Raw genomic sequence first — 23,710 nt, forward strand, 5'->3', positions numbered from 1 at the left:
GCTCACTCGGCAGGCGCATTCTCCCTGACCTTGTCCGCCAGGCGGTTGATCCCGTCGCGAAGCGCGGACAGGGGAATGCCCTCCGCCTCGTCGTACGGCACCCGGGTGCCCGCCGGGCTGCCCGGCAGGGTCAGCTTGCGCTCGCGCAGTTCGTGCGGGGCGGCGGTGGCCGCGTCCAGGCAGAGGGGGCAGAGCGAGAGCATGCGCCTGCGGTTGCCCTGGGCGGAGACGCGGACGTGGCGGCGGCCGGCCGCGGGGCCGTGGAGCGGGTTGACGGAGCAGCAGCGGTCGTTGGTGTCGCCGTCGAGGGCGTTGCGGGACGCGCGGGCGAGGACGATGACGGCCAGGAGCGTGGCCGGGTCGGTACGCGGCCCACCCGGTGATCCCAGGCCTTCGATGTCACCGTCGACGAGGAACATCGCGGCGTCGAAGCGTTCCCAGGCGAGGGCGAGAGCCTGCCACCCGGCGTCGTTGGTCTCTGCGAGGGCGTCCGCCGCCGCCGAGAGTTCCGTACCAGCTGTACGGCGCAGGTACGCCTCGGACGGCTTGCTCGGTGCCGCAAGCTTCAGCGCCTGCGTCCGCAGCACCGGCGGGGTGCGCCGACGCAGGACCGCAGCGACGATCCCCAGGACGCCCGCCACCAGGCCGAGCAGCAGCAGGGCGGCCACGCCGCCGACGAACAGGCCCGGCCAGAAGTCGGTGGCGAAGAGCGGCGGGAGGCTGTTCTCCGCCTCGGGGCTGAGGGCGCGCGCGGGCTCGCCGGTGGTGGTCGGCTCCTCGGTGCGCGGGGACTTGTCGAGGTAGGTCATGAGCGCGTCGAGGCGCTCGCCCAGGAGGTGGTCGTCGGCCTCGTCCGCCCGGTCGTCGCCGTAGGAGATGGATTCGGGGAGGTCGAAGAGGAGGCGGAGGCTCTCCAGGCGCAGGCCGTGGTTGAAGACGTCGAGGTAGCCGTCCAGCGGATCGGCGACGACGTACACGCCGTTCGCTTCGCCGAACCCGTCCGCCTTGCTCAGCTGCGCCCGCACCGCGGCCGCGAACAGTTCCTCGTCCCCGGCGGACTCGTCCTCCGGCAGGTGCGGCACGACGGTGACGTACACCGGGCCGCCGCCCTCCGAGCGCGCGAACCGCTCGATGCGGTCGTGCAGCCGGGTCAGCCGGGCCTCGTCCAGCACTCGTGGGCTTTCCGGGTCGACGTAGACCGGATCCTGGGTCAGGCCCTTGGCGACCCGTTCGACCCGAGCCGTCATGTCGCCGCTGGTGGGCAACGGAGCGGGGCCGCGTTTCGTCTGGTCGAAGATGAGCGGAGCGGTGAGGGCGATCGCGGCCGCGGTGGCGAGGGCGAGACCCGGGGCGAGCAGACGCCGCCACATCGGTCGGGTCGCGGCGGTCGGGTGGCGGCGGGTCGCGGACGGGGTGGTGCGGCCGGCCGTCCGGCGAGGCGGCGCCGCGCGCGGGAAGCGGCGCCGCGCCCGACGCACGTACCACGCCACCAGCAGGATCGTCAGCGGTACGCCGGTGAGCGCGATGCCCGTGACGAAGGACTGGTTCCGGCGGTCGGACGGGCCGATGTACATGTCCTCCGGCTCGTTGCCGTCCCGGTACTTCTCGCGGGCCGCGTCCGCCCGCGCCTCGGCCCTCCCGGTGCCTTGCGCCACGACGTCCACGAAGAGTTCGAAGCTGCGCAGCGGGCCCGCGTCATAGGGAAGTTCGAAGGTGGTGGTCGTCCGGGCCGCCTCCGCGGGGGCGCTCACGCCGTAGGCCGCCGCCTGGCTCACTCCCGATTCGTCGAGGAGCACGAAGAGCCCGTCACGTCCGAGCCGGTCGTGCACCGCGCCCAGCAGATCCTCGTCGGAGCCGCCCTGGTGCGGCAGCACCAGCACGTACGTCGGTACGCCGGTGCGCTCGGCGAGCCGGGCGAAGTCGGGCGCCATGGAGCGCGGGACCTCGCGGGGGAGCTGGTCGGTGATGTGGACCGGGTTCTCGCGGAGGCGGTCGGCCAGGTAGGCGGCCTGGGCGGGCGGCCGGTTCGCTGCGGGGGCGTCGGCGGCTCGGGCCGGGGCGGGTGCCAGGGTCGCGGAGGTGAGGAGCAGCGCGGTGAGGCCGCAGAGGGTGAGCAGCAGGCGGAGCACGCCGACTTCGGCGCCGGTGGCCGGCGGTCGTTCGTCCGTCATGAGTGTGCTCACCGCTCGCACTGCCCCGTGCCCCCGTCCTCGTTCGTGCATCCGCCCGCGGCACTGTACTGACGGCTTCGCCGCTGCGAAACCGGCGTTTCTCAGCCGAGCTTGGCGTTCTGGGCCTTCACGACCGCGGCGGGCAGCTTCGCGTCGCTCGGCCGCGCGTTCGCGATGGCCAGGCCGTCGACGGAGAAGTACACGGCGACGACGTCACCGCTGCGAACCGCCTGGCCGTGCACGGTGTGAGTGGCGCCCCGGAAGGTCAGGGTCGACCGGAAGGCGAGCGACTGGTCACCGGCCTCCGCCACGGGCTGCTCGGCGGTCACGGAGTCGTAGGCGCTGGTGTTGCCGTTGGCCTTGGCGGTGAAACCGCCGGTGCAGGCGTCCACGGCCTCGGACAGGCCGGCCAGGGCGGAGGCGGCCTTGCCGGGCTCGTACGCCGTGAGCATCACGTAGGTGAAGGGCTCGCTGGGCGACGAGCTGAGGGAACGCGTGACGTCGGCTTGCGGCTCGCCGAGGGGGAGCTGGTTCATGGCGTAGGCCAGCGGGGCGCAGACGGGCTTCTCGACCGTGACCTCTTGCGGGGACTTGGCGAAGGCGAACTCGCTGTTGTCGGAACTCACCACGTCCGCGTCGGACACGTTCATGCCGGAGACGTCCGCCTCGGTGATCACCATCTGCTTCAGCCGGTCCTCCGGCGACTGCTGCTTCTCCCGGGCCTGCTCCGAGGCGGTCGCCGCCGGTTCGCCCGCCGAGTCCGCCTCCGAACCGGAGTCCCCGCCGCAGGCGGTGAGCGAGGCGAGGCAGAGAGTGGACAGGACGGCGAGGGCGGCCGGGGCGGCACGCTTCATGGGGGGCTCCTCGATGTGGGGGGCAGACGTCTTGTGAGTGGGGGAGAGACTGTTGGTCAGACGTCTTGTGTCTCTGCGAGTTTCCGCAGCTCGGGGGAGAGTTCGGGCACCTTGGCCCCGGCCGCCTGCGCTGCCGCGACCTCGCGGACGTAGGCCAGCGCCGCCTCCCGCAACCGCTCCTTCTCCCGGCCCTGCCGACGGCCGATCAACCAGACGTAACCGGCGAGGGGGACCAGGAGGAGGGCGCCGTAGCCGACGGGTTCGGCCGAGGTCGCGGCCCATATCGCGCCACCCCCGCCGGCCAGGAACAGCAGGCAGCCCGTCTCGTCGTGCCAGCCGCCGACGTCCGCCATCGTCTCGTACGACCTGACGGCCTCGGGCTTCGGCGGCACCGCCACGGGTGCGGCGGCGGACGCGGCACTCGGCGCGCTGGCGGACGCGGCGACCGGTGTGGTGGAGGGGGCGCCCGTCGCGTGGGACGGGGGCGTATCCGGCAGCGGCTCGACCGTCGCGTACGTCGGAATCGGCGCCGCGCCCTTGCCGCCTCCGGTCGACGACCGGCCCTCCAGCCACGCCGGTACGTGGGTCAGCGGAACGCCGTGCGCGCGGGCCAGGCCGAGCACCTCGCGGTAGCCGGCGAGCGGCCCCCGGGTCAGCGCGCGCTTCCAGCGGGTGCGCGCGTGTACGACCAACGCCACGCCGACAACGAGCAGGCACCCGGCGGCGCCGAGTGCGGCGAAGAGACGGTCGGTCAGCGCCGGGACCATCGGAACGACGAACGGCAGGAGCAGGCCGGCCGTCAGCGCCAGCACCCCCAACCACGCCGCCGGCTGCCGCTGCTCCGCCTCCAGGGCGCGCTTCCGCTCGGCGAGGAGCGCGGTCACCGCCGCGTCGTCGGTGTAGTCGAAGCCGTACCGCAGGCCGACGGCGCGGACCGCCTCCAGGGCCCGTGGGTCGTCGGCCAGCGCCGCTCCGTTCACCGGAAGCAGGTCCATGGTCTTCCCCCCTGTGCCGTCCAGTCCTTCATCAGTCCGAGCGAAGATCATGGCACGGGCCGGGTGGGCTCTCGTGAGTGAATCGTGCAGGCATCATGGCCGCAGCGTGACGAACAGCACGCGGACGGTGTTCGTCCGGGACGGGTGGGGATTCGCGCGCGCACAGTCGGGACGGGTGACTGTGGGGCGGCTTTCAACGGGGCTGTGGCGGCGCGAAGTTGCAGACGGGTAACGGTGGTGGGGGTGAGGGGTGAGGGGGCGGGCGTGCCTTGAGGGGCTTATGTGCGGCTGATACGGTGCGATGGCTTGACACCCGCCTCGCTGCTGGCTATTCGCCCAGGTCAGGCGGGTGCGTCAGGGGTTGTCCCGGGACGCCACCGGTCGGGCGGACACGCGTGAAGTGTCCGAATTTGGAGACGATCGCGCTTACTTGAGCGGTGGACGCTGCTCGAGCGAGTACGCGGCAGACAATTTCTTGGGTGTACGGGGAGCGGTTGCGTGAAGATCCAGGAGCGTACGGGGGCGGGCGCGGGACGTTCCGCGGCTCCGGCTCAGCAGTCGGTCGGCGACCGGCTTCCCAGCCCTCCTCGCGAGCGTAAACCCGCGCTGGCCGCGCTGGCGGTCCTGCTCATCCTGCTGGGCGCGTTGGGCGCGACCATGCTGGTGCTCAGGGCCGGGGACCGGGTCGAGGCGATCCAGGTGACGGCGGACGTCAAGGCCGGTGACTCGATCAGCGAGGACAACATCAAGGTCGTCATGGTGAACGACGACTCCGGTGCGGACTTCGTGCCGTGGGAACAGCGCGCGGGTCTCATGAAGCTCCAGGCCAAGTCCACCATCTACAAGGGCACCGTCGTGGTCGGCCAGATGTTCGCCAAGAAGTCCGCCATGGAGCAGGGCAAGGCGACGGTCGGCGTGTCCCTCAAGGAGGGCCAGTACCCGGCCGGGCTGGGCGAGGGCGACAACGTCGCCGTCTACCGGGTCGGCACCAGGGCATCCAGCACCGACCAGGGCAGCTCGTCCGGGTCGTCCGGCTCCTCCGGTGCCGACAACTCCCTGCTGGTCGAGCGCGCCGTGGTCGAGTCCGCCCCGGCGAGCGGCGGCGACGGCATCAGCGGCACCAACAAGGCCTACACCCTGACCGTCGACGCCGCCGACGCCCCCGCCGTGGCGCAGGCCGCGTCCGCGGGCGAGGTGGCCCTCGTTCTGGTCCCCGGCAAGTAGAAGGCGACCACACCACCCATGGCCCTCATCGCCCTCGCCGCCGACAAGGGTTCCCCCGGCGTCACCACCGCGGCCGTCGCCCTCGCGGCGGTCTGGCCGCGCCGCGTCCTGCTGGCCGAGACCGACCCGGCCGGCGGCGATCTGGTGTACCGGTCCGCCGCCGCGCACGGCGGGCCGCTCAACCCCAACACCGGCATGCTGTCGATCGCCGCGACCGCGCGCCGCGGCCTCGTCCCCGACCAGCTCTGGGACCACGTACAGCCCCTCAGCGGCGGCCTCGAGGTCCTCGTCGGTCTCGGCATCTCCGAGCAGGCCGCCGGTCTCGCGGGCCTGTGGCCGACCCTGGGCCGGGCCTTCGCCTCCCTCGGCGACTCCCCGAACGCGCCCGCCGACGTCATCGCCGACTGCGGCCGCATCAGCGGCGACTCCCCGGCGACCGAGCTGTTCCCGCACGCCGCGTTGGTCCTCCTGCTCTCCCGCACCGAGCCGGAGGCCATCGCCCGCGTCCGCGACCGCGCCGCCGCCCTCGGCAACAAGCTGCACGGCGGCCCGCGCGGCGCCGCGAGCCTCGGCATGCCGCTGATCGGCGTCGTCTTGGTCGCCGACACCAACAACGCCGCCAAGCTGTCGGGCCAGGTGAACGACATGCTGGTGGCCGCCCAGACCGGCGCCCGCGTGGTCGGCACCATCGCCGACGACCCGGCCGGCGCCGAGCAACTGGCCGGACGCCGGCGCGGCCGGCTGGAGAAGTCGCTGCTCATCCGCTCCGCCCGCAAGGTCACCTCGGACCTGTACCAGCAGTTCGGCGCCGCCTGGTCCATGCCCACCGGCCCCGCCGGCACCGACATGAACGGCCACGCGGGGGCCGGCCGATGACCGCTGTCGACCACTCGTTGGTCAAGCGGTTCCGGCAGGACGCCGGCGACCGCATCGCCGAGCAGCGCCGCCAGGACCAGATCAGCGGCGTCACGCCGATGTCCACCGAGGACGAGCGGCAGTACGCGCGCGCCGTGATCGCGCAGATCCTGGAGGAGTACGCCCGCGCCGAGATCAACGCCGGGCGCACACCGCTGGACGCGGAGACGGAGGAGGCGTACGCCGCCGCCGTGCACGCCGCGCTGTTCGGCGTCGGGCGGCTCCAGCCGCTGCTGGACGACCCCGAGGTCGAGAACATCGACATCAACGGCTGCGACCAGGTCTTCGTCGGCTACTCCGACGGACGGGAGGAGCGCGGCGAGCCGGTCGCCGAGACCGACGAGGAGCTGATCGAGCTGATCCAGATCCTCGGTGCCTACTCGGGTCTGTCGTCCCGCCCGTTCGACTCCGCCAACCCGCAGCTGGACCTGCGGCTGCCGGACGGTTCGCGTCTGTCGGCGGTCATGGACGTCGCCCGGCGCCCCGCGCTCTCCATCCGCCGCGCCCGCATGGGCAAGGTCTTCATCTCCGACCTGGTCGGCAACGGCACCCTCACCCCCGAGCTGGGCCACTTCCTGGCCTGCGCGGTCCGGGCCCGCAAGAACATCATGATCGCGGGCGCGACCAACGCCGGAAAGACGACGCTGCTGCGTGCCCTCGCCAACGAGATCCCGCCCAACGAGCGTCTGATCACCGTGGAGCGGGCGCTGGAGCTGGGCCTCGACACCTTCCCCGACCTGCACCCCAACGTCGTCGCCTTCGAGGAGCGGCTGCCGAACTCCGAGGGTCAGGGCGCCATCAGCATGGCGGAGCTGGTCCGCCGGTCCCTCCGTATGAACCCCTCCCGCGTCATCGTCGGTGAGGTGCTCGGCGACGAGATCGTGACCATGCTCAACGCGATGTCGCAGGGCAACGACGGCTCCCTCTCCACGATCCACGCCAACAGCTCGCACGAGGTCTTCAACCGCATCTCGACGTACGCCCTCCAGGCCGCCGAACGGCTGCCGATCGAGGCCAGCCAGATGCTGGTGGCCGGCGCCGTCAACTTCGTCGTCTTCATCCAGCGGCGCAACAACTTCCTCAGCGGCGGGCGACTCCAGCGCATGGTCACCTCCGTCCGCGAGGTGAACGGCGTCGACGGACGCGTGCTCTCCAGCGAGGTCTTCGCCGAGGCCCCCGACGGCCGGGTCGTCCCGCACGCCCCCATAGCCTGCCTGGAGGAACTCATCGCCTACGGCTACCGGCCCAACGGAACGTGGGGGTGAGGGACATGGCCACGCAGACCACAGGCACCACAGTCACCACAGACACCGCGGGCACCACGCTCGCCGCGCTCGACTCCCTCGGCTCCATGGGCGGCCTGTTCTCCACCACCGTCCTGTACGCGCTCGGCTGCGGCGTCGCCGTCGGCGGCGGCATCGCGCTGCTCCTGCTCGCCGTACGCGGCCTGCCCGCCAAGCCCGAGCACGAGAAGCGCCAGGCCACCGAGCGGGCCAACGAGCTGATCCGCTGGGCGGGTCAGCGCGGTTCCCTCGCGGCCATCGTCGGCCTCGTCGTCCTCCTCGTCACCCGCTGGGCGGTGCTGGGCATCGCCGCCGGCGTCCTCGTCTTCTTCTGGGACCGCCTCTTCGGCGGTGCCGCCGAGGAACGCGCCGCCATGAAGCGGGTGGAGGCCCTGGCCTCCTGGACCGAGTCCCTGCGCGACACCATCGCCGGCGCCGTCGGCCTCGAGCAGGCCATCCCCGCCTCCGCCCGCGCCGCCGCGCCCGTGCTCCGCCCGCACCTGGACGCCCTGGTCGACCGGCTGCGCTCGCGCACCCCGCTGCCCGACGCGCTCCAGCACCTCGCCGACGAGATCGACGACGCGTCCGCGGACATCATCGTCGCCGCCCTGATCCTCAACGCGCGGCTGCGCGGCCCGGGTCTGCGGCAGGTTCTCGGCGCGCTCGCCAAGTCGGCGCGCGAGGAGGTCGACATGCGCCAGCGCGTGATGGCCCAGCGCGCCTCGACCCGCCGCTCGGTGCAGATCGTCGTGGCGGTGTCGGTGCTGTTCGTCCTCGGTCTGTCCATCTTCAACCGGGACTTCGTCGAGCCGTACGGCTCGCCCGTCGGCCAGCTCGTCCTGGCCTGCGTGTGCGGGCTGTTCGCGCTGGGCTTCTGGTGGCTGCGCAAGCTGTCGACCATCGAGACCCCGGAGCGCTTCCTGGTCCGGGACGGCTCGGACGTCCAGTTCGTGCGCCCCCGCACGCCGGGCCAGCCGGCGCAGGGCACCGCTCACCCGATGGCCCAGACCGCGCAGCGCCTGCCGCAACCGTCCCAGCCGTCGCAGGCGTCTGGGGACGAGGGGGTACGACGATGAACCTGACGATGCCGGTCCTGGTCGGCGCGGTCATCGGCCTGGGCATCTACGCCCTGGTCCGCGCCCTGATGCCGAGCAGGCGCAGCCCGATCCAGCAGGTCGCCCGCATCGACGCGATGCGGGCCCGCGGGACGGCGTACGCCTCGTCGTCGCGCACGGCGAACGACACCGGCCGCTTCGGCACCCTGCGCGCCCAGGTCGGCGCCCGCGTCGCGGAGCTGTACCTGCAGCAGGGCTGGGAGCAGCGCTCGCTGCGCGCGGACCTGGCGGTGCTGGACCGCAGCTGGGAGAAGTTCCTGGCGACCAAGGCGCTGCTGGCGGTGGGCGGCCTGTTCTTCGGGCCGTTCCTGTTCGCGATCGTGTGGACCCTCGGCTTCGGCGACAGCCCCGTCATCCCCGTCTGGCTGGCCCTGCTCTGCGCCGTGATCTTCTTCTTCCTCCCCGACCTGGAGGTACGCCGGGACGCCGCCGAGAAGCGCCGTGACCTACGGCGCGTGATCGGCGCGTACCTGGACCTGGTCTCGATGAGCCTGGCCGGCGGCCGGGGTCTGCCCGAGGCGCTGATGGCGGCGGCGGAGGTGTCCGACGGCTGGGCCACCCACCGCATCCGCAACGCCCTGGCCGACGCCCGCATCACCGGCATCAGCCAGTGGCAGGCGCTGGGGCAGCTCGGCGAGGACCTGGGCGTCGAGGAGCTGAAGGACCTCTCCGCCTCCCTCGCCCTGGTGGCCGACGACGGCGCCAAGGTCCGCGAGTCCCTCGCCTCCCGCGCCGAGACCATGCGGCACCGCGAACTCGCCGAGATCGAGGGCAGCGCGGGCGAGAAGTCCCAGTCGATGCTCGTGGCCCAGCTCCTGCTGTGCGCCGGGTTCCTGGTGTTCCTGATCTACCCGGCGGCGATGCGGGTGTTTCAGGTGTGACGCGGCTTATCGGCTCCGGAGGCTCCAGGGGCTGCACAACGCTCCAGAGGCCCCCGAGCGGCTTCGCTTCCAGAAACTGATACGAGAGGACAGAACCCACCATGAACGGACGGAACTTCCGCACCGGCACAACGGGCATCGTGCCCGTGGACTTCCTGATCACCTTCCTGCGGGCCCGCGTGGACCGCGCTCGCTCCGGCGAACTGGACCGCGGCGCGTCCGCCGTCGAGTGGGTCATCATCTCGGCGGTCGTCGTGGCGATCGTCGGCGTGGTGGCCGCCATCATCAACGCCGCCCTGAGCGAGGGCGCCAACAAGGTCGGCGACTGCATCAAGGGCGCGGACGCGGGCAGCACCTGCTGATCGCACGACGCGACGAACGGGGATGACGGGATGCCGGGGATGCCGGGGCGGGGGATGCCGGGAGGCATGCTGAGACGGGTGCGCCACAGGGTGTCGGCCGCGCGTGAGGCGGCGGCCACCCGCGGCGATTCCGGCATGACCGCGATCGAGTTCGTCCTGCTCACCCCGGTCCTGTTCTTCATGATCTTCGCGACGGTGCAGTTCGGGCTGTACTTCTTCGCCGACCACGTGGCACAGGCGGCGGCCCAGGCCGGTGCCCGCAAGGCCCGCGCGACGGCCGACGCCCAGCCCGGCGGCTGGCGCGGCGAGGCGCGGAACGTGGTCGACAGCTACATCAGCCAACTGGGCCCGCAGCTCGTCATCGCGCCCGACGTGAAGATGCTCCAGCCGGAACAGGACACGGTCGGCGTGGAGATCACGGCCCGCATCCCGACGGTGTTCCCGGGGCTGGACCTGACGGTGCACGCGGAGTCGATGGGCCCGGTGGAGCGCTTCGTCGAGGACGGGGGGAACTAGATGCGGGCCTCCCTGCGGACCCTCGTACCGACGGCGCTCGAAGACCGCCGTCCGGTGTCGACGGACGGCGGACGTCCGGCGTCGGCGGACGATGCCGGCCTGTCCACCATCGAGGTGGTCATCCTCGCCCCGGTGATGATCCTGTTCATCCTCGTCCTGGTCGGTTTCGGCCAGCTGGTCGACGGTCGCGGCGCGCTCGACGGCGCGGCCCGGGACGCGGCCCGCGCGGGCTCGATCCAGAAGGACCACGGCACGGCGATCGCCGAGGCGAAGCGGGCCGCCGAGGCCAACCTCGCGGACGTCTGCTCCGGCCCGGTCTCCGTCGTCCAGAAGAGCGCGGGCTTCGAGCCCGACACCCTCTTCACGGTGGAGGTCAGCTGCGAGGTGCGCGGCCTGGCGATGATCGGCCTCGACATCCCCACCACCCTCTCGGCGACCTTCAGCTCCCCGCTGGATCCGTACCGGAGGACGGCGTGAGATCCCTCGTACGCGACCGGCTGACACACCTGCGCGCCCGCCTGGACGACCGCGGCTCGGGCGCCGGCGCGGTGATCATCTTCGCACTGGTCTTCCTCGCCCTCTCGGCCTTCGTCATCGACGGCGGCATGTCCATCTCCAAGCGGGAGCGCGCCGCGGACATCGCCGAGCAGGCCGCCCGCTACGCCGCCCAGGACATCGACCGCGAGGCGCTCTACGACGACGTGGGCGGCCCCGCCCCCATCAACTACGAGAACTGCGACGCGAGGGTCAAAGCCTTCGCCGCCGAGATGAACATGACCGGCGCGGACATCGCCGGGACGCACTGCGTGGTGGCCGACGCCGCGCAGGTGCAGGTCGAGGTCCAGCTCACCTACTCCCCGGTCTTCACGGGGCTGTTCTACGGCGGCGACGTGGTCGTCCACGGGCAGGCGGTGGCGGAGAACGAGGTGGGCTGACCGCACGCCGCTCCCGCTTCCGCCCCTCGCTTCCATCCCCCCACCAACGGAGGTACGACTCCCATGCGCACACGCCCGACCATCGCCGCCGCCGCCCTGACGGCAGCGGTCACCCTGCTCCTCTCCGGCTGCGGAGGCTCGGACTCCGAGGACTCCGGCAAGGACGAGATCGCGGGGGCGGACACGGGGGCTTCGGCGTCCGCGTCACCGTCGCCGTCGGCGAGCGAGGACGGCGTCGACCGTCCGGAGGTGAGCCTGCCGGAGGGCGACAGCCTGGTCTTCGCACCGGAGACGACAGGGGACGCCAAGGCGGACGCCGTACTGAAGGACAACGCGGAGTACCTACGTTCCATCGACGAGGCGATCGGTAAGCAGGACCCCAAGTCCGAGGCGGTGGCCTTCTACAGCAAGGACTCGGCCTACCTCGGCTCCGTGGAGTGGATCAGTGGCTTCGTCAAGGACGGTGTCACGGTCACGGGGACGGTCCGCTATTTCGATCGCAAGGTGAGCTTCAGCAAGGACGGCTCGGCCGGGCTGGTCTACTGCGCGGACGAGTCCAAGGGCTACACCAAGGACGTCAAGACCGGCAAGGTCAACGTGACCGAGGCGAGCAAGGACTCGTACGTCCTCTACAACGACCGCCTGAGGAAGAACGACAAGGGGGTCTGGCAGACGACCAAGAGCACCTCCGAGCGCGGAAGCGAGGTCTGCCAGCCGTGAACCGCATCGCAAGGTCGACCATTCTGAGCACGGCCGTCGCACTGCTGCTCACCTTGCAGGCTGCGCCCCTCGCCTGGGCCGACCGCACCACCACGAGCGGTGAGAGCAAGGACGCCGACGGCGGCCGCAGCGGCCGCACCATGTACGTCCAGACCAAGGTGCAGACAACGGTCAACGGCAGCAGTAACACCACCGAGACCGGCACGCTCTCGTCCGCCGACACGAACTGGACGCCCCCCGCTTGCTGGTATGAACCCGCCTTCTCTCCCAAGGAGATCCAGGAGACCGTCAAGTTGTGGCGTGGCCTGGACGGACTGCCGCTCATCGGCGGCGTCGGGGAACTCGTCGGCGACCTGCTGGACCAGCGGTACAAGAACGGCCACCCGTACAAGGACTACAACCTCGACAAGCAGGGTGAGGGTATGTTCTGGGCAGCCGCGGTCAACCCCAATCGCAAGGACGATCCCGAGGCCAGCGCCTGCGACAAGCCCCCGTTCTGGGTGGACAACGGCGCAACACCCGACGAGCCCCTCGCTGTGACTCCCCAAGTCCTCGCCGAGTACGCCTACGACGAACTCCCGGTCCCCGGCACGGAAATCGAAATGAAGCCGGCCGGAGCCACGAAGGTGAACCTCCCCACCTGGATCTGGCTCGACAAGGCCAAGTTCAAGAAGATCTCCGTCACCGCGAGCCTCCCCGGTACGGGACTGTCCGCCACCACCACCGCCGAGCCCGTCTCCCTCCACATCGACCCGGGCACGAGCGACGCCCAGACGTATCCAGCCTCCGGGGACTGCCAGATCAACGCCGACGGCAGCATCGGCGAGCCGTACGCGGACGGCAAGGCGAACGACACCCCGCCCTGCGGCGTCACCTACCTCCGAGCCTCCGGCTCCGACGGCGCGTACGCCTTGCAGGCGACCGTCACCTGGAAGATCTCGTGGACCAGCACCACGGGCGAGGGCGGCGACCTCCCGGACGGCACGTTCGGCGCCACGCAGGACGTGACGGTGCAGGAGATCCAGTCCGTGAACCGCTGAGGGGTCAGGCCATCAAGCCGAGCGACTACGCCTGGTCCATGGATATCCCGAGATTCCGGGTCGCTATCTCGAAGAGCCGGCTCTCCGGGACCACCGGAGGCGAATAGGCCAGCTCCCGGACCCGAGCGACGAAGGCGTCGGGCAGCGCCAGGTGTTACGTGGCCAGGTAGTACGACAGGTCCTCCCGCCAGACCCAGGCCCCGTCCGTGCAGAGCGACCCGGCGCTGACCAGCGTCGGGCCCTCGGGGTCCAGCACGTCGCGTTCCGCCCCCATCTCGGCCCAGATCCAGGTACCTCCCCGAAGGTACGAGACGACTCGGCTGTCGTCCGCTTCCCCGAACTCCCTCACCGCTTCCGCGAGGGAGCCCTCGGCCGGAAACCCCCAACCGGGCGCGAGTTCGGTGAAGAAGCCGACAGAGCGGACCGTCCGTCCGCCCCGGGCGAGTTCCATGGCCACTGAGGGCTCCTCAGGTCAGTTCAGTTCGTCAGCCGATGTACGCGAACGGACCTACTTCTCGCCACCGCCCTTGCCACTCTTCCCTCCCCGCTCGTCCTCCGTCTTGACGGAGCCGCTGACCTTCTTGGTGAGGTCGTCGTCGAGCTTCTTGAACTCCCGGACCACGGCGTCCGACATGTCGGCGAGGGCGTCGAGCTGCTGGGTGATGTCCTCGCGGCCGTCCTCCCAGTTGGACTCGAAGTCGCCGAGGGCGTCGTTGACGCTGCCGTCGCCGATGTCGTCCTTGTACGACTCGAAGAGCTTCTTGGTGTGGTTCAGCCGCGTCTTCAGCGACCGCAGCCGGCGCCCGTAGTCCTCCATCTCGGAGAGCGGCAGCGCGAGGTCGCTCTTGCCCTTGCCCATGGCCCGAAGCCCCCAACTGTCAGACGAAACGGAAGGTGCTGGTGACCGCGTCGAAGATGTCGTGGAACGCCTCGGCGAGATCCAGCACCGGGCTGGCCCCGGAGACGAGGACGACCTGGTCGCTGGTTCCCGGGACGGGAATGTACGTCTGGGTCAGCACCATGCGCAGCGTACGACTGTCGCCTTGGGCCACGGGCACGTCCTCGACGCCGTACGTCCGCGCGGCCGCGCCCACGTCCGGGATGTCCACAGTGGTGACCTTGCGCCAGGCGTCTCCGTCGCGGCGAGGGGTGATCGTGCGCAGGTTCTCGGCTATGGCGCGGGGGTCGGTGGACAGGGCGACGCCCTGCTTGTTCTTCGCGCCGAGCACGGTGACGGTGACGGTGGCGGAGAGCGGGACGCCGTCGAAGTTCTCGGCCATGCAGCCCAGGTAGATCGCACCGGAGTCGTAGGCGTCCTTGGCCATCTTGCGGAGCATGGTGCTCAACTCTGCGCGGTATGGTGCGATCTCCGGTGTCTCTTGACGCGTTCGTCCACCAAGCCACGAACGGTTGCCTCCCGGCCTTCAGGGCGAATGCCGAACTCCCACCAAGATTCGGGAACGGATAGCGAGAAGCCGACAGGGTTGACGTCCACGAGCTAGTGCTCCAGTTGATCTCGAGTTCGTATCTGTTTGCTCATCAGGGGGCGGCCGTCGCTAGGTAACTACGTGTTTTGGTGACGATGACTGAAGGAGACCGAAATGCGATGCCGGAGCCGGAAGCTCCGAGCCCGATCCTGGTCCAGCCCTGTGCGTCCCTACTGAACTCGACATGCATGGCCTGCGTGGAGTCCCAGCCTGCAACCTTGAGCTCGGCTACCTGCGAGCAGCGTACGTAAAATTCGACGGTATTGAATTCTGTGCCCATCCACTCTGGGGGGGGATTGGTCGGCATGGCTTGTGTGCTGAACCCCAGGGTCACCGAGTCCTCCCTCTCGTCAATGTGCACGTACATGAGCTTGCACTGCTCCAGTGCGGGGAGGTGGCTGTACAACGCCGCCAGCTTGTCGACGCTGTGGAGACAACGGTGCCAGTCAGAGTCGCTCATAAAAGGTCTTTTCGTCAGTCTGGGGGAGTGAGGTGTGTCGACGGGAATCGACCCTGCTCACATACATGTGAGGCCCGTCGTCCGAGCCGTCGGGGTGACTGCGGAAGGCGCTCAGATGGCCGACCAGTACGGAGTCGCTGCTGTCGAAGGACAGATCGACTCCGGTCCCGACGGCGCTGACGTGCATGCCCTGTCGCACTGTCAGGCGTTCGGTTTCGAACCGTGCGTCGGTCGGAGGATCCCATCGTCGAAGTGACAGATTGTGTACTGCCAGGAATTGGAAGTGACACTGCACAGTATCCATCCCGGCGTCAATCCATTCCTGGGGGGCGCGCTGCGGAAATCCAGGGAGATCGACTCGCAGTGTGACCGTGGGGCCGCGCCAATTGAGGTTGATCGACCGTAGGCGAGTCTCCGTTACTTCGGGGATTTCACCAAACAAGGCCGAGATTTTTTCCGGGTTCATCAGATATCGGCTATAGGTCATAGTAGTAATGCTCCTCGCATCCCGGTATCTGGCCATTTCTCGTGTCGTCGAAGGGGCGTACATGGACGTGTGGTCCTTGGTATCCAGCTTCGCCGGGCTTTTGATGGCCGAACCAATGGTCCTGGAAGACTACTAGATCCTGGCCGTTCGGGTGTTCGTAAACTTCCTCCCTGTAAGTGATCGGCTTGTAGTCATCGGTCATGAGCTGCTTGGATCCCTGCCACTCAGGCGTCGTCGCAGGTACATGAGTATTCACTTCAAGTGGCTCTGCGCCTTCCGGGATGCCGGCATCCTTGAGCGCTTTCGCTTTGGCCTCGTCCAGGGTTCGGCCGACGGGCTCGCCGCAGCCCGGCGTGAGGCCGAGCGGATCAATCCACGTGTGAGGGTTGTGTACATAGGTGACAGGGTTTGGTGAGGGCGCAAGGCCCAGCGGGTCGGGGGTTAGGTAGCGAGCGGTTTCGGGATCGTAGTTCCGGAAGTAGTTGTGGTGAAGGCCTGATTCTTGGTCGTAGTACTGGCCGGGGAAGCGGAGGGGGGTGTAAGCGGTGGCGTCGCGGTTCCAGGTAGTGGCGCCCCACAGTGTTGTTCGTGTACGCCAAGCAATCTCGCCTTTTTGGTCGATCAGCTCGGTCGGAGTACCGACCAGATCGGTGACGATGGCGAAGAAGCGTTCGTCCACCACCTCTTGCGGCGTGTCAGAGCCCGTGGCGAGGATGCGTTCCGCTTGGGTGATGGGGCGCCGGCCGTCATAGTCCCAGGTGATACTCACGGAGTGGGCGCGTGTCGCTGCCGCCGACGTTTGTTCGCAGAGTGTGTGGCCGTCCCATGTGAAGAGAACCTCCTCCATGACGCTGCGACCATCGATCGCCAGTTGCCGCTTGGCGGTGCGGCGACCGAGGGGGTCGTACTGGTAGCACCATCGTGTGCCGTCAGGGAGAGTCACCTCCGTCAAACGGTCTTCTGCATCCCAGGTGTACTTCCAACTTGCGGACTTCCCGGACAGATGCCTCTTTCGGCGCTCGATGACTCGACCCTGGTCATCATGTCGGTACTGAACACGTCCCGCTCGGGAGATGCGGGTCCCCTGGTAGACGCGGTCGCCCGTGGCTTCGTGCCCGGCGTGGGAGACGGGCCATGATGCCTCCGTCTGGTTACCGGACTCGTCATAGGCGTAATTTTCCGTCCACCCCCTGGCTCGGACGGCGGTGACGCGGCCGACGGCGTCCAACGTGAATCGACGGGTGTCACCGTAGGGATCCGTCACAGCAGTCAGGAGTCCGTCCCGGCGATAGGCATATTCTCGGGTCTGGATCGCTACTGAATTCGGACCCAACACGTCCTGCCGGGCCAGTCGTCCCATCGCATCGAAGGTGTTCTCCAATGTGAGGGTTCCGGCCACCCTGCGAACGATTTCCCTGCCGGTGTCGTCCCGCTCGTAGACGAGTGGGTGACCGGCCGCGAGCCGGTTGGCCAGTTGCCCTGCGGCGTCGTAACACCACGTACTTGTTGCGCCGGTCGGAGTGGTACGTCGTGACCTACGCCCCAACTCGTCGTATGCGTAAGTCATGGTGCGGCCATTGACCGTCTCGGACCGGCGCAAGCCGTTCTCGTCCAGGCTCACCGAAACGGAGGTCTCCGGTCCGGCCGCGTGTACCAACTGGCCGGATGGAGCGTATTCGTAGGTGGTGACGCGCCCGTCAGCGTCTTTGCTGACCATCTGTCCGAGCGCATTGCGTTCGTAGCGCACGCTCTGGCCGAGGGCGTTCGTACGGCTGGTCAGACGGCCCGCGGCGTCGTAGGTGTAGGTCTGCGTGCGGTCATCGAAATCGGTCTCGGACGTGAGTCTGCCCGCGGCGTCGTAGCGATACCTCCAGGTCAGTCCTTGCGGGTTGGTGACGCTGACGAGGCGGAGCTCAGTATCGTGAGTGAATTCGTAGCGTGCGCCATCCGGGCCGGTGCGCGCAGCCAGCTGATCGAAGTGGGTGTACTCGAAGGTGGTGACCGCGCCGGTCGCGCCGGTGTATCGGGTGCAGTTTCCTTCACCGTCGTAGACCCACGACTCCTCAGAGCCGTCGGCGTCGGTGCGTCCCACCAACTGGCCCTCCACACTCCACGCCAAGCGAGTGGTAGCGCCGAGCGGATCGGTGATGCGAGTGGTGCGGCCGAACATATCCCGTTCGTATCGGGTGCGGTGGCCCAAAGGGTTGGTGACCACGACGGGCAGCCCGGCGGCATTTGGCTGAATCGTGGTTGTGTGACCGAGAGCGTTGGTCACCGATACAAGGGCACCGCGATCGTCGTAGTGGAAGTGGGAGGTGCCTCCGCCGGGGGTGACCACGGTAGTGCGGTTACCTCGGTCGTCATACATCTGGTGCCACGTGCCACCGTCCGGATTGGTGACCTGGACCGGCTGACCGAGCCCGTCGTAGACCGCGGTGACCTGGTGTCCGTCCGGTTGAGTGATCGATGACAGGTTGCCGTCCACGTCATAGGCAAAGCAGGTCTTGTGACCCAACGGGTCGGTACGGGAGAGCAGGCGATTGCGACGGTCTCGCTCGTAACGCGTGGTGTTGCCCAGTGGATCGATCTCGGCGACAACCTGATGAGCGTCATTGATCAGGTAACGGCTGGTATGTCCCTCGCCGGTGGTAGCGGCGGTGACTCTGTACCCGGTGGCTTCGTCGACGTTGTCGTAGGTCAGGCTCAGGGCCAGGTGCCCGTCAGGGCTTCCCTCGCTGATGCAGCGGTGACGATGGTCGTAGGAATAGGCATAACTACGGTCGTTCGTGTCGCTCCAGGAAGTGACTCGACCTGCCGCGTCGTACGTGAAACGCAGTGGCCGTCCAGAAGAGTTGATTACGGCCGTCAGGTGACCTCGTGAGTACGAGTACCGGAGCAGCTCCTGGTCGCCACCGTCTGCGGTGGCGCCGACCAGGTGTAGCGCCACGATGCGTTCTTCCCAGGTGGAGACCCGCAGCCGGTACCCGCCGCTGTGAACGATCGACTCCGGCCTGCCGTTCTCGTCGTAGAGGAAGGAGATGGTGTTGCCATTACGGTCTTCCAGCCGGTGCAGGCTCGCCGTGTCGCCGTCACGGATGAACGTGCGAGCGTGGCCGCTCTTGCGGTCCCTGACTGTGTATGTGACGTCGTCCACCTGCTCCAGTGGCCACAGTGGGCCCTGTGCCGGCAGGACAGGCTCTCCCGGCTCGCACATCGGGTAGGCCAGTATCAACCCTTCGTCATCAACGAACACGATGCCTTCGGCGTCGAACTCGAGTCGCTGGTCGATGGTTGATGACCAGGATGGACCGAACCAACGGCCCATCCGGTAACCGGACTCGGCGCGACGCCGGAATACCAGCGGTAGCGTGGCCGGTAGGGTCACGTCCGTCTGAGGGAGGTACATACGACCGGTGGCCAGGTCGATGGGGTCAGTCCCGTTCGAGCAGACGCTGTCCTTGGTGCGGCTAGTTCCGGTGGGGGAATCCCTGACACTTCTACGGCCCAGGCCCTTCACCCAATCGGTCACGCCTCGTACCTTGTTTGCGACGTTCTTGAGATCACGGACGCCGTTGGCAAGGTCTTTGAGGCCACCCCCGATGCCGCTCACCGCTCCGGCGCCGAGCGCCTTCAGCCCGCCCGCCTTCCACAGCTTGCCGAGCTTCGCCAGGCTCGTGATGCCCTTGGTCGCGGGTATGCAGTCCAGTGCTGCCCATAGGAGGTCGCCCCAGCCAGCCTCGCCTTTGATGACTTTTCTTATCGTGTCGGCCATCACGACCAGGGCCGCCGCGAACACCAGCCACCCCAGCGGGCCGCCCACGATCATCACGATGATCCCGACGACGGCGACGACCCACTTGCAGACGGTGACGATCTCGTCCCAGTGGTCGGAGACCCAGTCGCCGATCTCCTCCCACCAGTGCCGGTTCGGGATACCGGCGTCCGACGCCTCCTGGAGCTTGGTCACCGTCCGGCGCGCGGCGTCCTCGCGCAGCCCCTTGGCCTGGGCGGCGAGCTTCCTGGCAGCGTCCAGGGCGTCCTTCGCGCTCTCGACGTTCCGCTCGGCCGTCGCCTGTCGGGCCTTCGCGTGCTGGGCGTCGCGGGTGGCACGCCGTACGTCGGCCTCGTCGGGCTTGGGAATGTCCTTGCCGCCGTTCTTGGCGGGGTCGTAGGAGTCCACCTTCTCGGTAGCGGTGCGGACCCAGTCGTTCGCTCCCGACAACGCCGTCTGGGCGGTGGTGAGTTCGTCGCGCGCCTTGCGGCCGTCGCGCAGGGCCTTGTCGGCCTTCTCCTGGGCGTCCTGGAGGTCGGGCCAGAAGCTCGCCAGCGCGTCGCCTGCCAGGTCGTACGACTTCTTCAGTTTCCGGAGCTTCTTCGGGAGGTCCTCGAACTCCTCGGCGAACACGTCCGCCGTCTTGCCCGCCCAAGAGAGGATCTCGTCCTCCTTGGCTATGCCCTTGAGGCCGCGGAGGGCCTCCGCCACGTCGTCGGCGAAGTCGTGCAGCGTGCCGGCGAGTTTGCGTATGCGTTGCGGGTCGCCCGGGGTCGGGTCCTTCTCCAGGTCGAGTACGTGCCAGTCCGTCGGCCTGTGGGACACCGTGTTCTCCCCCGTACACGTGCGAATGCCTATCGCTTAGAACGCGCGTATGAACCTATCGCACGAGAGGATCGTCGTGGAGTAGGCGGACAGGGGGTCAGGGAGCGGCTGTCCTGAAGCTCCGGACGAGCGCGGTGAAGGCTTCGAGCGGGACGGTCACTGTGCCCTGGGAGGGGTCCTTGGAGTCACGTATCGCGACGCGGGTGGCGAGTGGGGCTATCTCCACGCAGGTGTTGCCGTCGCCGCCGCCGGAGAACGAGGACTTCCGCCAACGCAGGGTTTCGGTCATGGTTCGTCTCACAGTTCCTTTGCCAAGCGGTGGATGAAGTCCCGCGACGCCGGGGGTGCCAGCGACGCCTTCTCCACCCTACGGAACAGTGTTCGAAGCTGATTCAACTGCGGTTCGGCGTCGATGAACGCAGTGCCGGTGGGGAAGTCGCGCAGAACCGTGTCCAGTTGGGGCACGGGTCCACAGGCGTGCACCATCGAGGCGTCCGCGCCGGCGAAGTCGTCCTGGTCGATCGGGATGACGCGCACGCTCGCGTGACCGTCCTCGATCTGCTCCAAAATCCGCCGGAGCTGGGCCTGAGTCACACGTCGGTCGGCCACGCGGACGCGAAGGGCGAATTCATGAATGATCGTCTCGTACGGTGTCGGGTTGTCACCCTCGATGACCGCGCGCCGACGCAACCGGTGTTCCACTCGGGGACTCACTTCGCTTTCGGGTAGCCCCGGCATCATGTACGTGTAGACCGCGCGAGCGTAGTCGGCAGTCTGGAGTAGGCCGGGAACGTGCGTGATCACAATCTCGCGCAGGGCCGTCGCGTGGTGTTCGACCTCAGCGGTGTCCATGAACACCGGAGGCAGTACGCCCCGGTACTCCTCCCACCATCCACGGGTGCGGTCGGTCGCCATGGCCACCAGGGCTTCGACCAACCCCTCGTCCGTGCAGGCGTAGTGAGCGGCGAGCCTGCGCACGCGATTGGCGCTCACACCCGCGACGCCGGACTCGATCTGACTCATCTGAACCGAGTCGGCGCCCAGTAGTTCTGCGGCTTCCTTGGACTTCATGCCCATTGCCTCGCGCAGTTTGCGCAACTCAGCGCCCAGACGCACCCGGCGGGCCGTGAGGTGCCTTTTGGGTGGCAAGCGATGCCTCCTGAGTTCAACGACCTGACCCACGTCCCTCGTTCGAGGGTGAGGATACGGCAGCCGCTTGCGGTTTCCTAAAACTAGGAAATACCGTCAGTGACGCACCGTGCGCGGTGCGACGTCACCCGGTGTCGGAAGTGCACCGCGTCGTCATGCCTGGACGATGCGGCGATGCCACCGGCCCACCTTCCCCCCACCCGACCGGAGTTCACCCATGCCCGAAACCCGACCGGCCGACCCAGTCGCCCCCTGGGAGTACACCCTCTACATCCCGAACGACCTGCGCGCAGTCACCGTCTCCCGCCGCACCCTCCGGCTCATCCTCACCATGCACGGTCTCATCCGCCTCGTGGACACCGCCGAACTGATCGCCGCCGAGCTGGTCTCCAACGCCGTACGCCACACCAAGGGACCCGCCGCGCTGCGGGTGCGGTGGGCGGCCGGCGTGCTGCGAGTGGGGGCGTGGGACGCCGACCCCGAACCGCCCGAGCCGCCGGGGAAGTGGGCGTCGCTCGCGGAGGCGGAGGAGGGGCGGGGGCTCGCGCTGGTGCGGGCGTGCGCCGACGTATGGGGGTGGCAGCCGCTGGCCAGGGGAGCCAACCGGGGCAAGTACGTGTGGTGTGACCTCGTCGCGGCGTAGGGCGTTGAGCCGTTGGCTTTCGCTCTGTGGACTGTCGATGCCGAGAGTGCGGCGGTGTTCGGGCAGCTCATCGAATCGTGCCTGGCGGATTCCCGGGCCAAGGGGATGACCGCGGAGCGGGCCGAGGAGCCGTTCAGCGGTTGATGGACTGGATCTCCTGGACCTGCATGTCCTGCGTCGTCTCGAAGGTGCCATCCGGGAGGTCGCCCGCGGTGCCGCCGGAACCCTCCCAGGAGATCTCCCAGGTGACCGATGCCTTCAGCTGGTACGGCTCGCCGTTCGAGGCACGGAGGTAGCGGATGCCGCAGGGCGGGGTCTGGTCGGCCTTGCCCTTCGTGTACGGCGTGCCGATGGAGCCGTCGGCGTTGATCTCGCAGTCGCCGGAGGCGGGGAAGGTCTGCGCGTCGTCCGTGCCGGGCTCCAGGTGGAGGGCGACCGGCTTGGCGGTGGTCTCGGCCCACAGGCCCGTGTTCGGGAGTTCGGCGCGGACCTTGACCTCCTTGAAGGTGCCCTTGTCGAGCCACACCCAGGTGGGGAGGTTCACGGTGGACTTGGTTTGAGGTTTCAGATCCACCTCTGTCTTCGGGATCTTCACCTTGTTGTACGCGTAGTCGGCGAGCATCTCCGGGGTGGGTGCGTGCGGGTCGTCCGGGATCTGATTCGCGTCGACCCAGAACATGATGCGGCCGCAGTCCCAGGACTCAGGGTCCGAGTCGTCGGGCGCGACGCCTCGCCAGAAGTAGCCCTTCTTGCCGAGGTTGTAGTCCTTGTAGCCGTCGGCGACGCTGTTCGTGGGCTTGTGCAGGTCGAAGTTGTCCGCCGGCTTGCCGTCGCGATAGTGGTCGGTCCACAACTCCTCGCCGAACCACGATTCATGGATACCGACGTCGCCCCCACCGTCCGTTTCGACGAACTTCTTGAGCTGCTCGGGCGTGAATGCGGGTTCGTACCAGCAAGCGGGAGGCTCCCAGTCGGGATCGATGGCGGTGAGGTTGCCCTGCTCGCCGCCGCCGTCCCCACCGCTGACGTACGTGATGCGAATGCTGGAGACGGAGGACGACAGCGACCCCTTGCCGTCCGTATTGCCGCTGGTCTCGTCCTTGGTGCCGCCGCCACCGAAGGCCTGCGCAGACGTACTGGTGAGAACGAGGGTGATGACCGGAGCCAGCGTTCCCGCCAGGAACTTCGTCTGCCACCGCATCAGGAGCACCCGCCCCTCTTCGACTCCGTGGACACCGCCTGCCACACGCCCTGGTCGTTCTTCTGCATCGTCACCGTGTAGGCGACCTTCGGGTCGGTGCCGGGAGGGTTGGCTTCGACCTTGCCCGTCTTGCGGTTCTTGGTGCGTGCTTCGCTCTCGTCCGTGCAGTACCTCAGCTGCGCCTTGGTCTCCTTCGCGAAGAGCGTCGCCTCCGGTTCGAACACCGGCAGCTCACCGATGACGGTCAGTCCCTTGTCCGTGTACGACTTGATCCACTCGCGGTCCTGGGAGAGGCCGGCTTCGGTGTCGTAGAAGGCGAGCGCCTCGCTGTCCGGGTTGTCGGCGATGATGGCCGCGTAGCCCGCCCGGAGTTGTTCCTTGCCATCGTTCAGGACTGCCTGCCGGGCGGGGTCGTCGGCCGTCCAGTTCTCGAAGGTGAGCCGGAAGCTGCTCGGAAGCGTGATTTCCGGACGCCCGGCGCCTGCCGCCGCAGACGCGGACGCCGACGGCGAGGAACTGCCCGCCCCCGTGTCCGCCCCCTTGATGTCCTCCGACGACGAGTCGCCCCCACCCCCGCCGCACGCGGTCAGGAGCAGTGCCGCCGTCGCGGTGAAGGTGGCTGCGGTGATGGTGAGGGCGCTGCGGGCCACGGTTGTTCCCCCCGGGGTACGGCGT

General features: G+C 68.7%; 24 protein-coding genes and 1 pseudogene. 12 read left to right on the forward strand and 13 right to left on the reverse strand.

Features of this window, described 5'->3' with window-relative positions:
- Positions 1-2: 2 nt before the first annotated feature.
- The 3 genes from ACFZP7_RS20175 to ACFZP7_RS20185 form a co-directional block, all read right to left on the reverse strand.
- Positions 3-2,171, reverse strand: a complete 2,169-nt coding sequence (locus ACFZP7_RS20175) for a hypothetical protein (protein ID WP_385635092.1) — start codon at positions 2,169-2,171, stop codon at positions 3-5.
- Between the two features lie 101 nt (positions 2,172-2,272).
- Complete coding sequence (locus ACFZP7_RS20180; RefSeq protein ID WP_385635094.1) at positions 2,273-3,025, reverse strand: hypothetical protein; 753 nt, start codon at positions 3,023-3,025, stop codon at positions 2,273-2,275.
- 56 nt (positions 3,026-3,081) lie between these two features.
- Positions 3,082-4,020 carry a hypothetical protein gene (locus ACFZP7_RS20185; protein WP_385635096.1) on the reverse strand — a complete coding sequence of 313 codons (939 nt, stop codon included), beginning with the start codon at positions 4,018-4,020 and terminating at the stop codon, positions 3,082-3,084.
- A 498-nt stretch (positions 4,021-4,518) separates the two neighbouring features.
- Between ACFZP7_RS20185 and ACFZP7_RS20190 the strand changes: the two genes are divergently transcribed.
- The 11 genes from ACFZP7_RS20190 to ACFZP7_RS20240 all read left to right on the forward strand — a co-directional run bounded on the left by ACFZP7_RS20190 (position 4,519) and on the right by ACFZP7_RS20240 (position 13,011).
- The gene (locus ACFZP7_RS20190) at positions 4,519-5,244 is read left to right on the forward strand and encodes a hypothetical protein (protein WP_062130530.1); all 726 of its coding nucleotides are present in this window, start codon (positions 4,519-4,521) and stop codon (positions 5,242-5,244) included.
- An 18-nt stretch (positions 5,245-5,262) separates the two neighbouring features.
- Positions 5,263-6,120 (forward strand): hypothetical protein, encoded by an 858-nt coding sequence (locus tag ACFZP7_RS20195; protein WP_046251448.1) that lies wholly within the window; start codon positions 5,263-5,265, stop codon positions 6,118-6,120.
- A complete protein-coding gene (locus tag ACFZP7_RS20200; RefSeq protein ID WP_019328446.1) occupies positions 6,117-7,424 on the forward strand; it encodes a CpaF family protein in 1,308 nt (435 codons plus the stop codon). Before ACFZP7_RS20195 ends, ACFZP7_RS20200 begins: the two co-directional genes overlap by 4 nt.
- Before the next feature lie 86 nt (positions 7,425-7,510).
- Entirely contained in the window at positions 7,511-8,518 is a 1,008-nt protein-coding gene (locus ACFZP7_RS20205; RefSeq protein WP_037900167.1) for a type II secretion system F family protein, read from the forward strand.
- Positions 8,515-9,438 (forward strand): type II secretion system F family protein, encoded by a 924-nt coding sequence (locus ACFZP7_RS20210; RefSeq protein ID WP_210903590.1) that lies wholly within the window; start codon positions 8,515-8,517, stop codon positions 9,436-9,438. The genes ACFZP7_RS20205 and ACFZP7_RS20210 overlap by 4 nt, the downstream gene beginning before the upstream one ends.
- A gap of 101 nt (positions 9,439-9,539) precedes the next feature.
- Complete coding sequence (locus ACFZP7_RS20215) at positions 9,540-9,800, forward strand: hypothetical protein (RefSeq protein WP_019328443.1); 261 nt, start codon at positions 9,540-9,542, stop codon at positions 9,798-9,800.
- A gap of 66 nt (positions 9,801-9,866) precedes the next feature.
- The gene (locus ACFZP7_RS20220) at positions 9,867-10,316 is read left to right on the forward strand and encodes a TadE family protein (RefSeq protein ID WP_029393977.1); all 450 of its coding nucleotides are present in this window, start codon (positions 9,867-9,869) and stop codon (positions 10,314-10,316) included.
- On the forward strand, positions 10,317-10,793 hold the full coding sequence (locus tag ACFZP7_RS20225) for a TadE/TadG family type IV pilus assembly protein (protein ID WP_385635099.1): 477 nt from the start codon (positions 10,317-10,319) through the stop codon (positions 10,791-10,793).
- Positions 10,790-11,251 (forward strand): TadE/TadG family type IV pilus assembly protein, encoded by a 462-nt coding sequence (locus ACFZP7_RS20230; RefSeq protein ID WP_127444946.1) that lies wholly within the window; start codon positions 10,790-10,792, stop codon positions 11,249-11,251. The genes ACFZP7_RS20225 and ACFZP7_RS20230 overlap by 4 nt, the downstream gene beginning before the upstream one ends.
- Positions 11,252-11,314: 63 nt before the next feature.
- Complete coding sequence (locus ACFZP7_RS20235; RefSeq protein WP_210903589.1) at positions 11,315-11,971, forward strand: hypothetical protein; 657 nt, start codon at positions 11,315-11,317, stop codon at positions 11,969-11,971.
- Complete coding sequence (locus tag ACFZP7_RS20240) at positions 11,968-13,011, forward strand: hypothetical protein (RefSeq protein ID WP_385635102.1); 1,044 nt, start codon at positions 11,968-11,970, stop codon at positions 13,009-13,011. Before ACFZP7_RS20235 ends, ACFZP7_RS20240 begins: the two co-directional genes overlap by 4 nt.
- 154 nt (positions 13,012-13,165) lie before the next feature.
- Here the strand turns inward: ACFZP7_RS20240 and ACFZP7_RS20245 are convergent, their stop codons facing one another.
- From ACFZP7_RS20245 to ACFZP7_RS20280, 8 genes and pseudogenes are all read right to left on the reverse strand, one after another.
- Complete coding sequence (locus ACFZP7_RS20245) at positions 13,166-13,462, reverse strand: hypothetical protein (RefSeq protein ID WP_385635104.1); 297 nt, start codon at positions 13,460-13,462, stop codon at positions 13,166-13,168.
- Positions 13,463-13,519: 57 nt separating this feature from the next.
- On the reverse strand, positions 13,520-13,870 hold the full coding sequence (locus ACFZP7_RS20250; protein WP_019328435.1) for a hypothetical protein: 351 nt from the start codon (positions 13,868-13,870) through the stop codon (positions 13,520-13,522).
- 19 nt (positions 13,871-13,889) lie between these two features.
- Positions 13,890-14,446 (reverse strand): annotated as a pseudogene (locus ACFZP7_RS20255) (hypothetical protein).
- Between the two features lie 104 nt (positions 14,447-14,550).
- The gene (locus ACFZP7_RS20260; RefSeq protein ID WP_136236001.1) at positions 14,551-14,958 is read right to left on the reverse strand and encodes an Imm50 family immunity protein; all 408 of its coding nucleotides are present in this window, start codon (positions 14,956-14,958) and stop codon (positions 14,551-14,553) included.
- Positions 14,945-15,445: an Imm50 family immunity protein gene (locus ACFZP7_RS20265; protein ID WP_046251444.1), complete on the reverse strand. Its 501-nt coding sequence runs from the start codon at positions 15,443-15,445 to the stop codon at positions 14,945-14,947. The genes ACFZP7_RS20260 and ACFZP7_RS20265 overlap by 14 nt, the downstream gene beginning before the upstream one ends.
- Positions 15,435-20,042 carry an RHS repeat-associated core domain-containing protein gene (locus ACFZP7_RS20270; RefSeq protein WP_385635106.1) on the reverse strand — a complete coding sequence of 1,536 codons (4,608 nt, stop codon included), beginning with the start codon at positions 20,040-20,042 and terminating at the stop codon, positions 15,435-15,437. The genes ACFZP7_RS20265 and ACFZP7_RS20270 overlap by 11 nt, the downstream gene beginning before the upstream one ends.
- Positions 20,043-20,139: 97 nt before the next feature.
- Entirely contained in the window at positions 20,140-20,331 is a 192-nt protein-coding gene (locus tag ACFZP7_RS20275) for a DUF397 domain-containing protein (protein ID WP_100045598.1), read from the reverse strand.
- Between the two features lie 8 nt (positions 20,332-20,339).
- Positions 20,340-21,113 (reverse strand): DUF5753 domain-containing protein, encoded by a 774-nt coding sequence (locus tag ACFZP7_RS20280; RefSeq protein ID WP_228897951.1) that lies wholly within the window; start codon positions 21,111-21,113, stop codon positions 20,340-20,342.
- A gap of 295 nt (positions 21,114-21,408) precedes the next feature.
- Here ACFZP7_RS20280 and ACFZP7_RS20285 point away from each other — a divergent pair, with 295 nt between their 5' ends.
- A complete protein-coding gene (locus ACFZP7_RS20285) occupies positions 21,409-21,834 on the forward strand; it encodes an ATP-binding protein (protein WP_385635108.1) in 426 nt (141 codons plus the stop codon).
- A gap of 133 nt (positions 21,835-21,967) precedes the next feature.
- Here ACFZP7_RS20285 and ACFZP7_RS20290 read toward each other — a convergent pair whose 3' ends face one another.
- Both ACFZP7_RS20290 and ACFZP7_RS20295 read right to left on the reverse strand, forming a co-directional pair.
- Positions 21,968-23,035: a hypothetical protein gene (locus ACFZP7_RS20290; protein ID WP_385635110.1), complete on the reverse strand. Its 1,068-nt coding sequence runs from the start codon at positions 23,033-23,035 to the stop codon at positions 21,968-21,970.
- Positions 23,035-23,685, reverse strand: a complete 651-nt coding sequence (locus tag ACFZP7_RS20295; RefSeq protein WP_030968017.1) for a hypothetical protein — start codon at positions 23,683-23,685, stop codon at positions 23,035-23,037. The genes ACFZP7_RS20290 and ACFZP7_RS20295 overlap by 1 nt, the downstream gene beginning before the upstream one ends.
- Positions 23,686-23,710: the final 25 nt, after the last annotated feature.

This window comes from Streptomyces sp. SudanB5_2050 (assembly GCF_964272335.1).
In the GTDB taxonomy this organism is placed as follows: Bacteria; Actinomycetota; Actinomycetes; order Streptomycetales; family Streptomycetaceae; genus Streptomyces; species Streptomyces rochei.

Bases quoted from the DNA above. Each gene is read 5' to 3' on its own strand.
- ACFZP7_RS20220 (WP_029393977.1), top strand. From the start codon at position 9,867: ATGCTGAGACGGGTGCGCCACAGGGTGTCGGCCGCGCGTGAGGCGGCG.
- ACFZP7_RS20225 (WP_385635099.1), top strand. From the start codon at position 10,317: ATGCGGGCCTCCCTGCGGACCCTCGTACCGACGGCGCTCGAAGACCGC.
- ACFZP7_RS20280 (WP_228897951.1), bottom strand. From the start codon at position 21,113: ATGAAGTCCAAGGAAGCCGCAGAACTACTGGGCGCCGACTCGGTTCAG.
- ACFZP7_RS20185 (WP_385635096.1), bottom strand. From the start codon at position 4,020: ATGGACCTGCTTCCGGTGAACGGAGCGGCGCTGGCCGACGACCCACGG.
- ACFZP7_RS20285 (WP_385635108.1), top strand. From the start codon at position 21,409: ATGCCCGAAACCCGACCGGCCGACCCAGTCGCCCCCTGGGAGTACACC.
- ACFZP7_RS20200 (WP_019328446.1), top strand. From the start codon at position 6,117: ATGACCGCTGTCGACCACTCGTTGGTCAAGCGGTTCCGGCAGGACGCC.
- ACFZP7_RS20265 (WP_046251444.1), bottom strand. From the start codon at position 15,445: ATGACCTATAGCCGATATCTGATGAACCCGGAAAAAATCTCGGCCTTG.
- ACFZP7_RS20210 (WP_210903590.1), top strand. From the start codon at position 8,515: ATGAACCTGACGATGCCGGTCCTGGTCGGCGCGGTCATCGGCCTGGGC.
- ACFZP7_RS20175 (WP_385635092.1), bottom strand. From the start codon at position 2,171: ATGACGGACGAACGACCGCCGGCCACCGGCGCCGAAGTCGGCGTGCTC.
- ACFZP7_RS20235 (WP_210903589.1), top strand. From the start codon at position 11,315: ATGCGCACACGCCCGACCATCGCCGCCGCCGCCCTGACGGCAGCGGTC.
- ACFZP7_RS20245 (WP_385635104.1), bottom strand. From the start codon at position 13,462: ATGGAACTCGCCCGGGGCGGACGGACGGTCCGCTCTGTCGGCTTCTTC.
- ACFZP7_RS20250 (WP_019328435.1), bottom strand. From the start codon at position 13,870: ATGGGCAAGGGCAAGAGCGACCTCGCGCTGCCGCTCTCCGAGATGGAG.
- ACFZP7_RS20260 (WP_136236001.1), bottom strand. From the start codon at position 14,958: ATGAGCGACTCTGACTGGCACCGTTGTCTCCACAGCGTCGACAAGCTG.
- ACFZP7_RS20180 (WP_385635094.1), bottom strand. From the start codon at position 3,025: ATGAAGCGTGCCGCCCCGGCCGCCCTCGCCGTCCTGTCCACTCTCTGC.
- ACFZP7_RS20195 (WP_046251448.1), top strand. From the start codon at position 5,263: ATGGCCCTCATCGCCCTCGCCGCCGACAAGGGTTCCCCCGGCGTCACC.
- ACFZP7_RS20215 (WP_019328443.1), top strand. From the start codon at position 9,540: ATGAACGGACGGAACTTCCGCACCGGCACAACGGGCATCGTGCCCGTG.
- ACFZP7_RS20275 (WP_100045598.1), bottom strand. From the start codon at position 20,331: ATGACCGAAACCCTGCGTTGGCGGAAGTCCTCGTTCTCCGGCGGCGGC.
- ACFZP7_RS20290 (WP_385635110.1), bottom strand. From the start codon at position 23,035: ATGCGGTGGCAGACGAAGTTCCTGGCGGGAACGCTGGCTCCGGTCATC.
- ACFZP7_RS20205 (WP_037900167.1), top strand. From the start codon at position 7,511: ATGGGCGGCCTGTTCTCCACCACCGTCCTGTACGCGCTCGGCTGCGGC.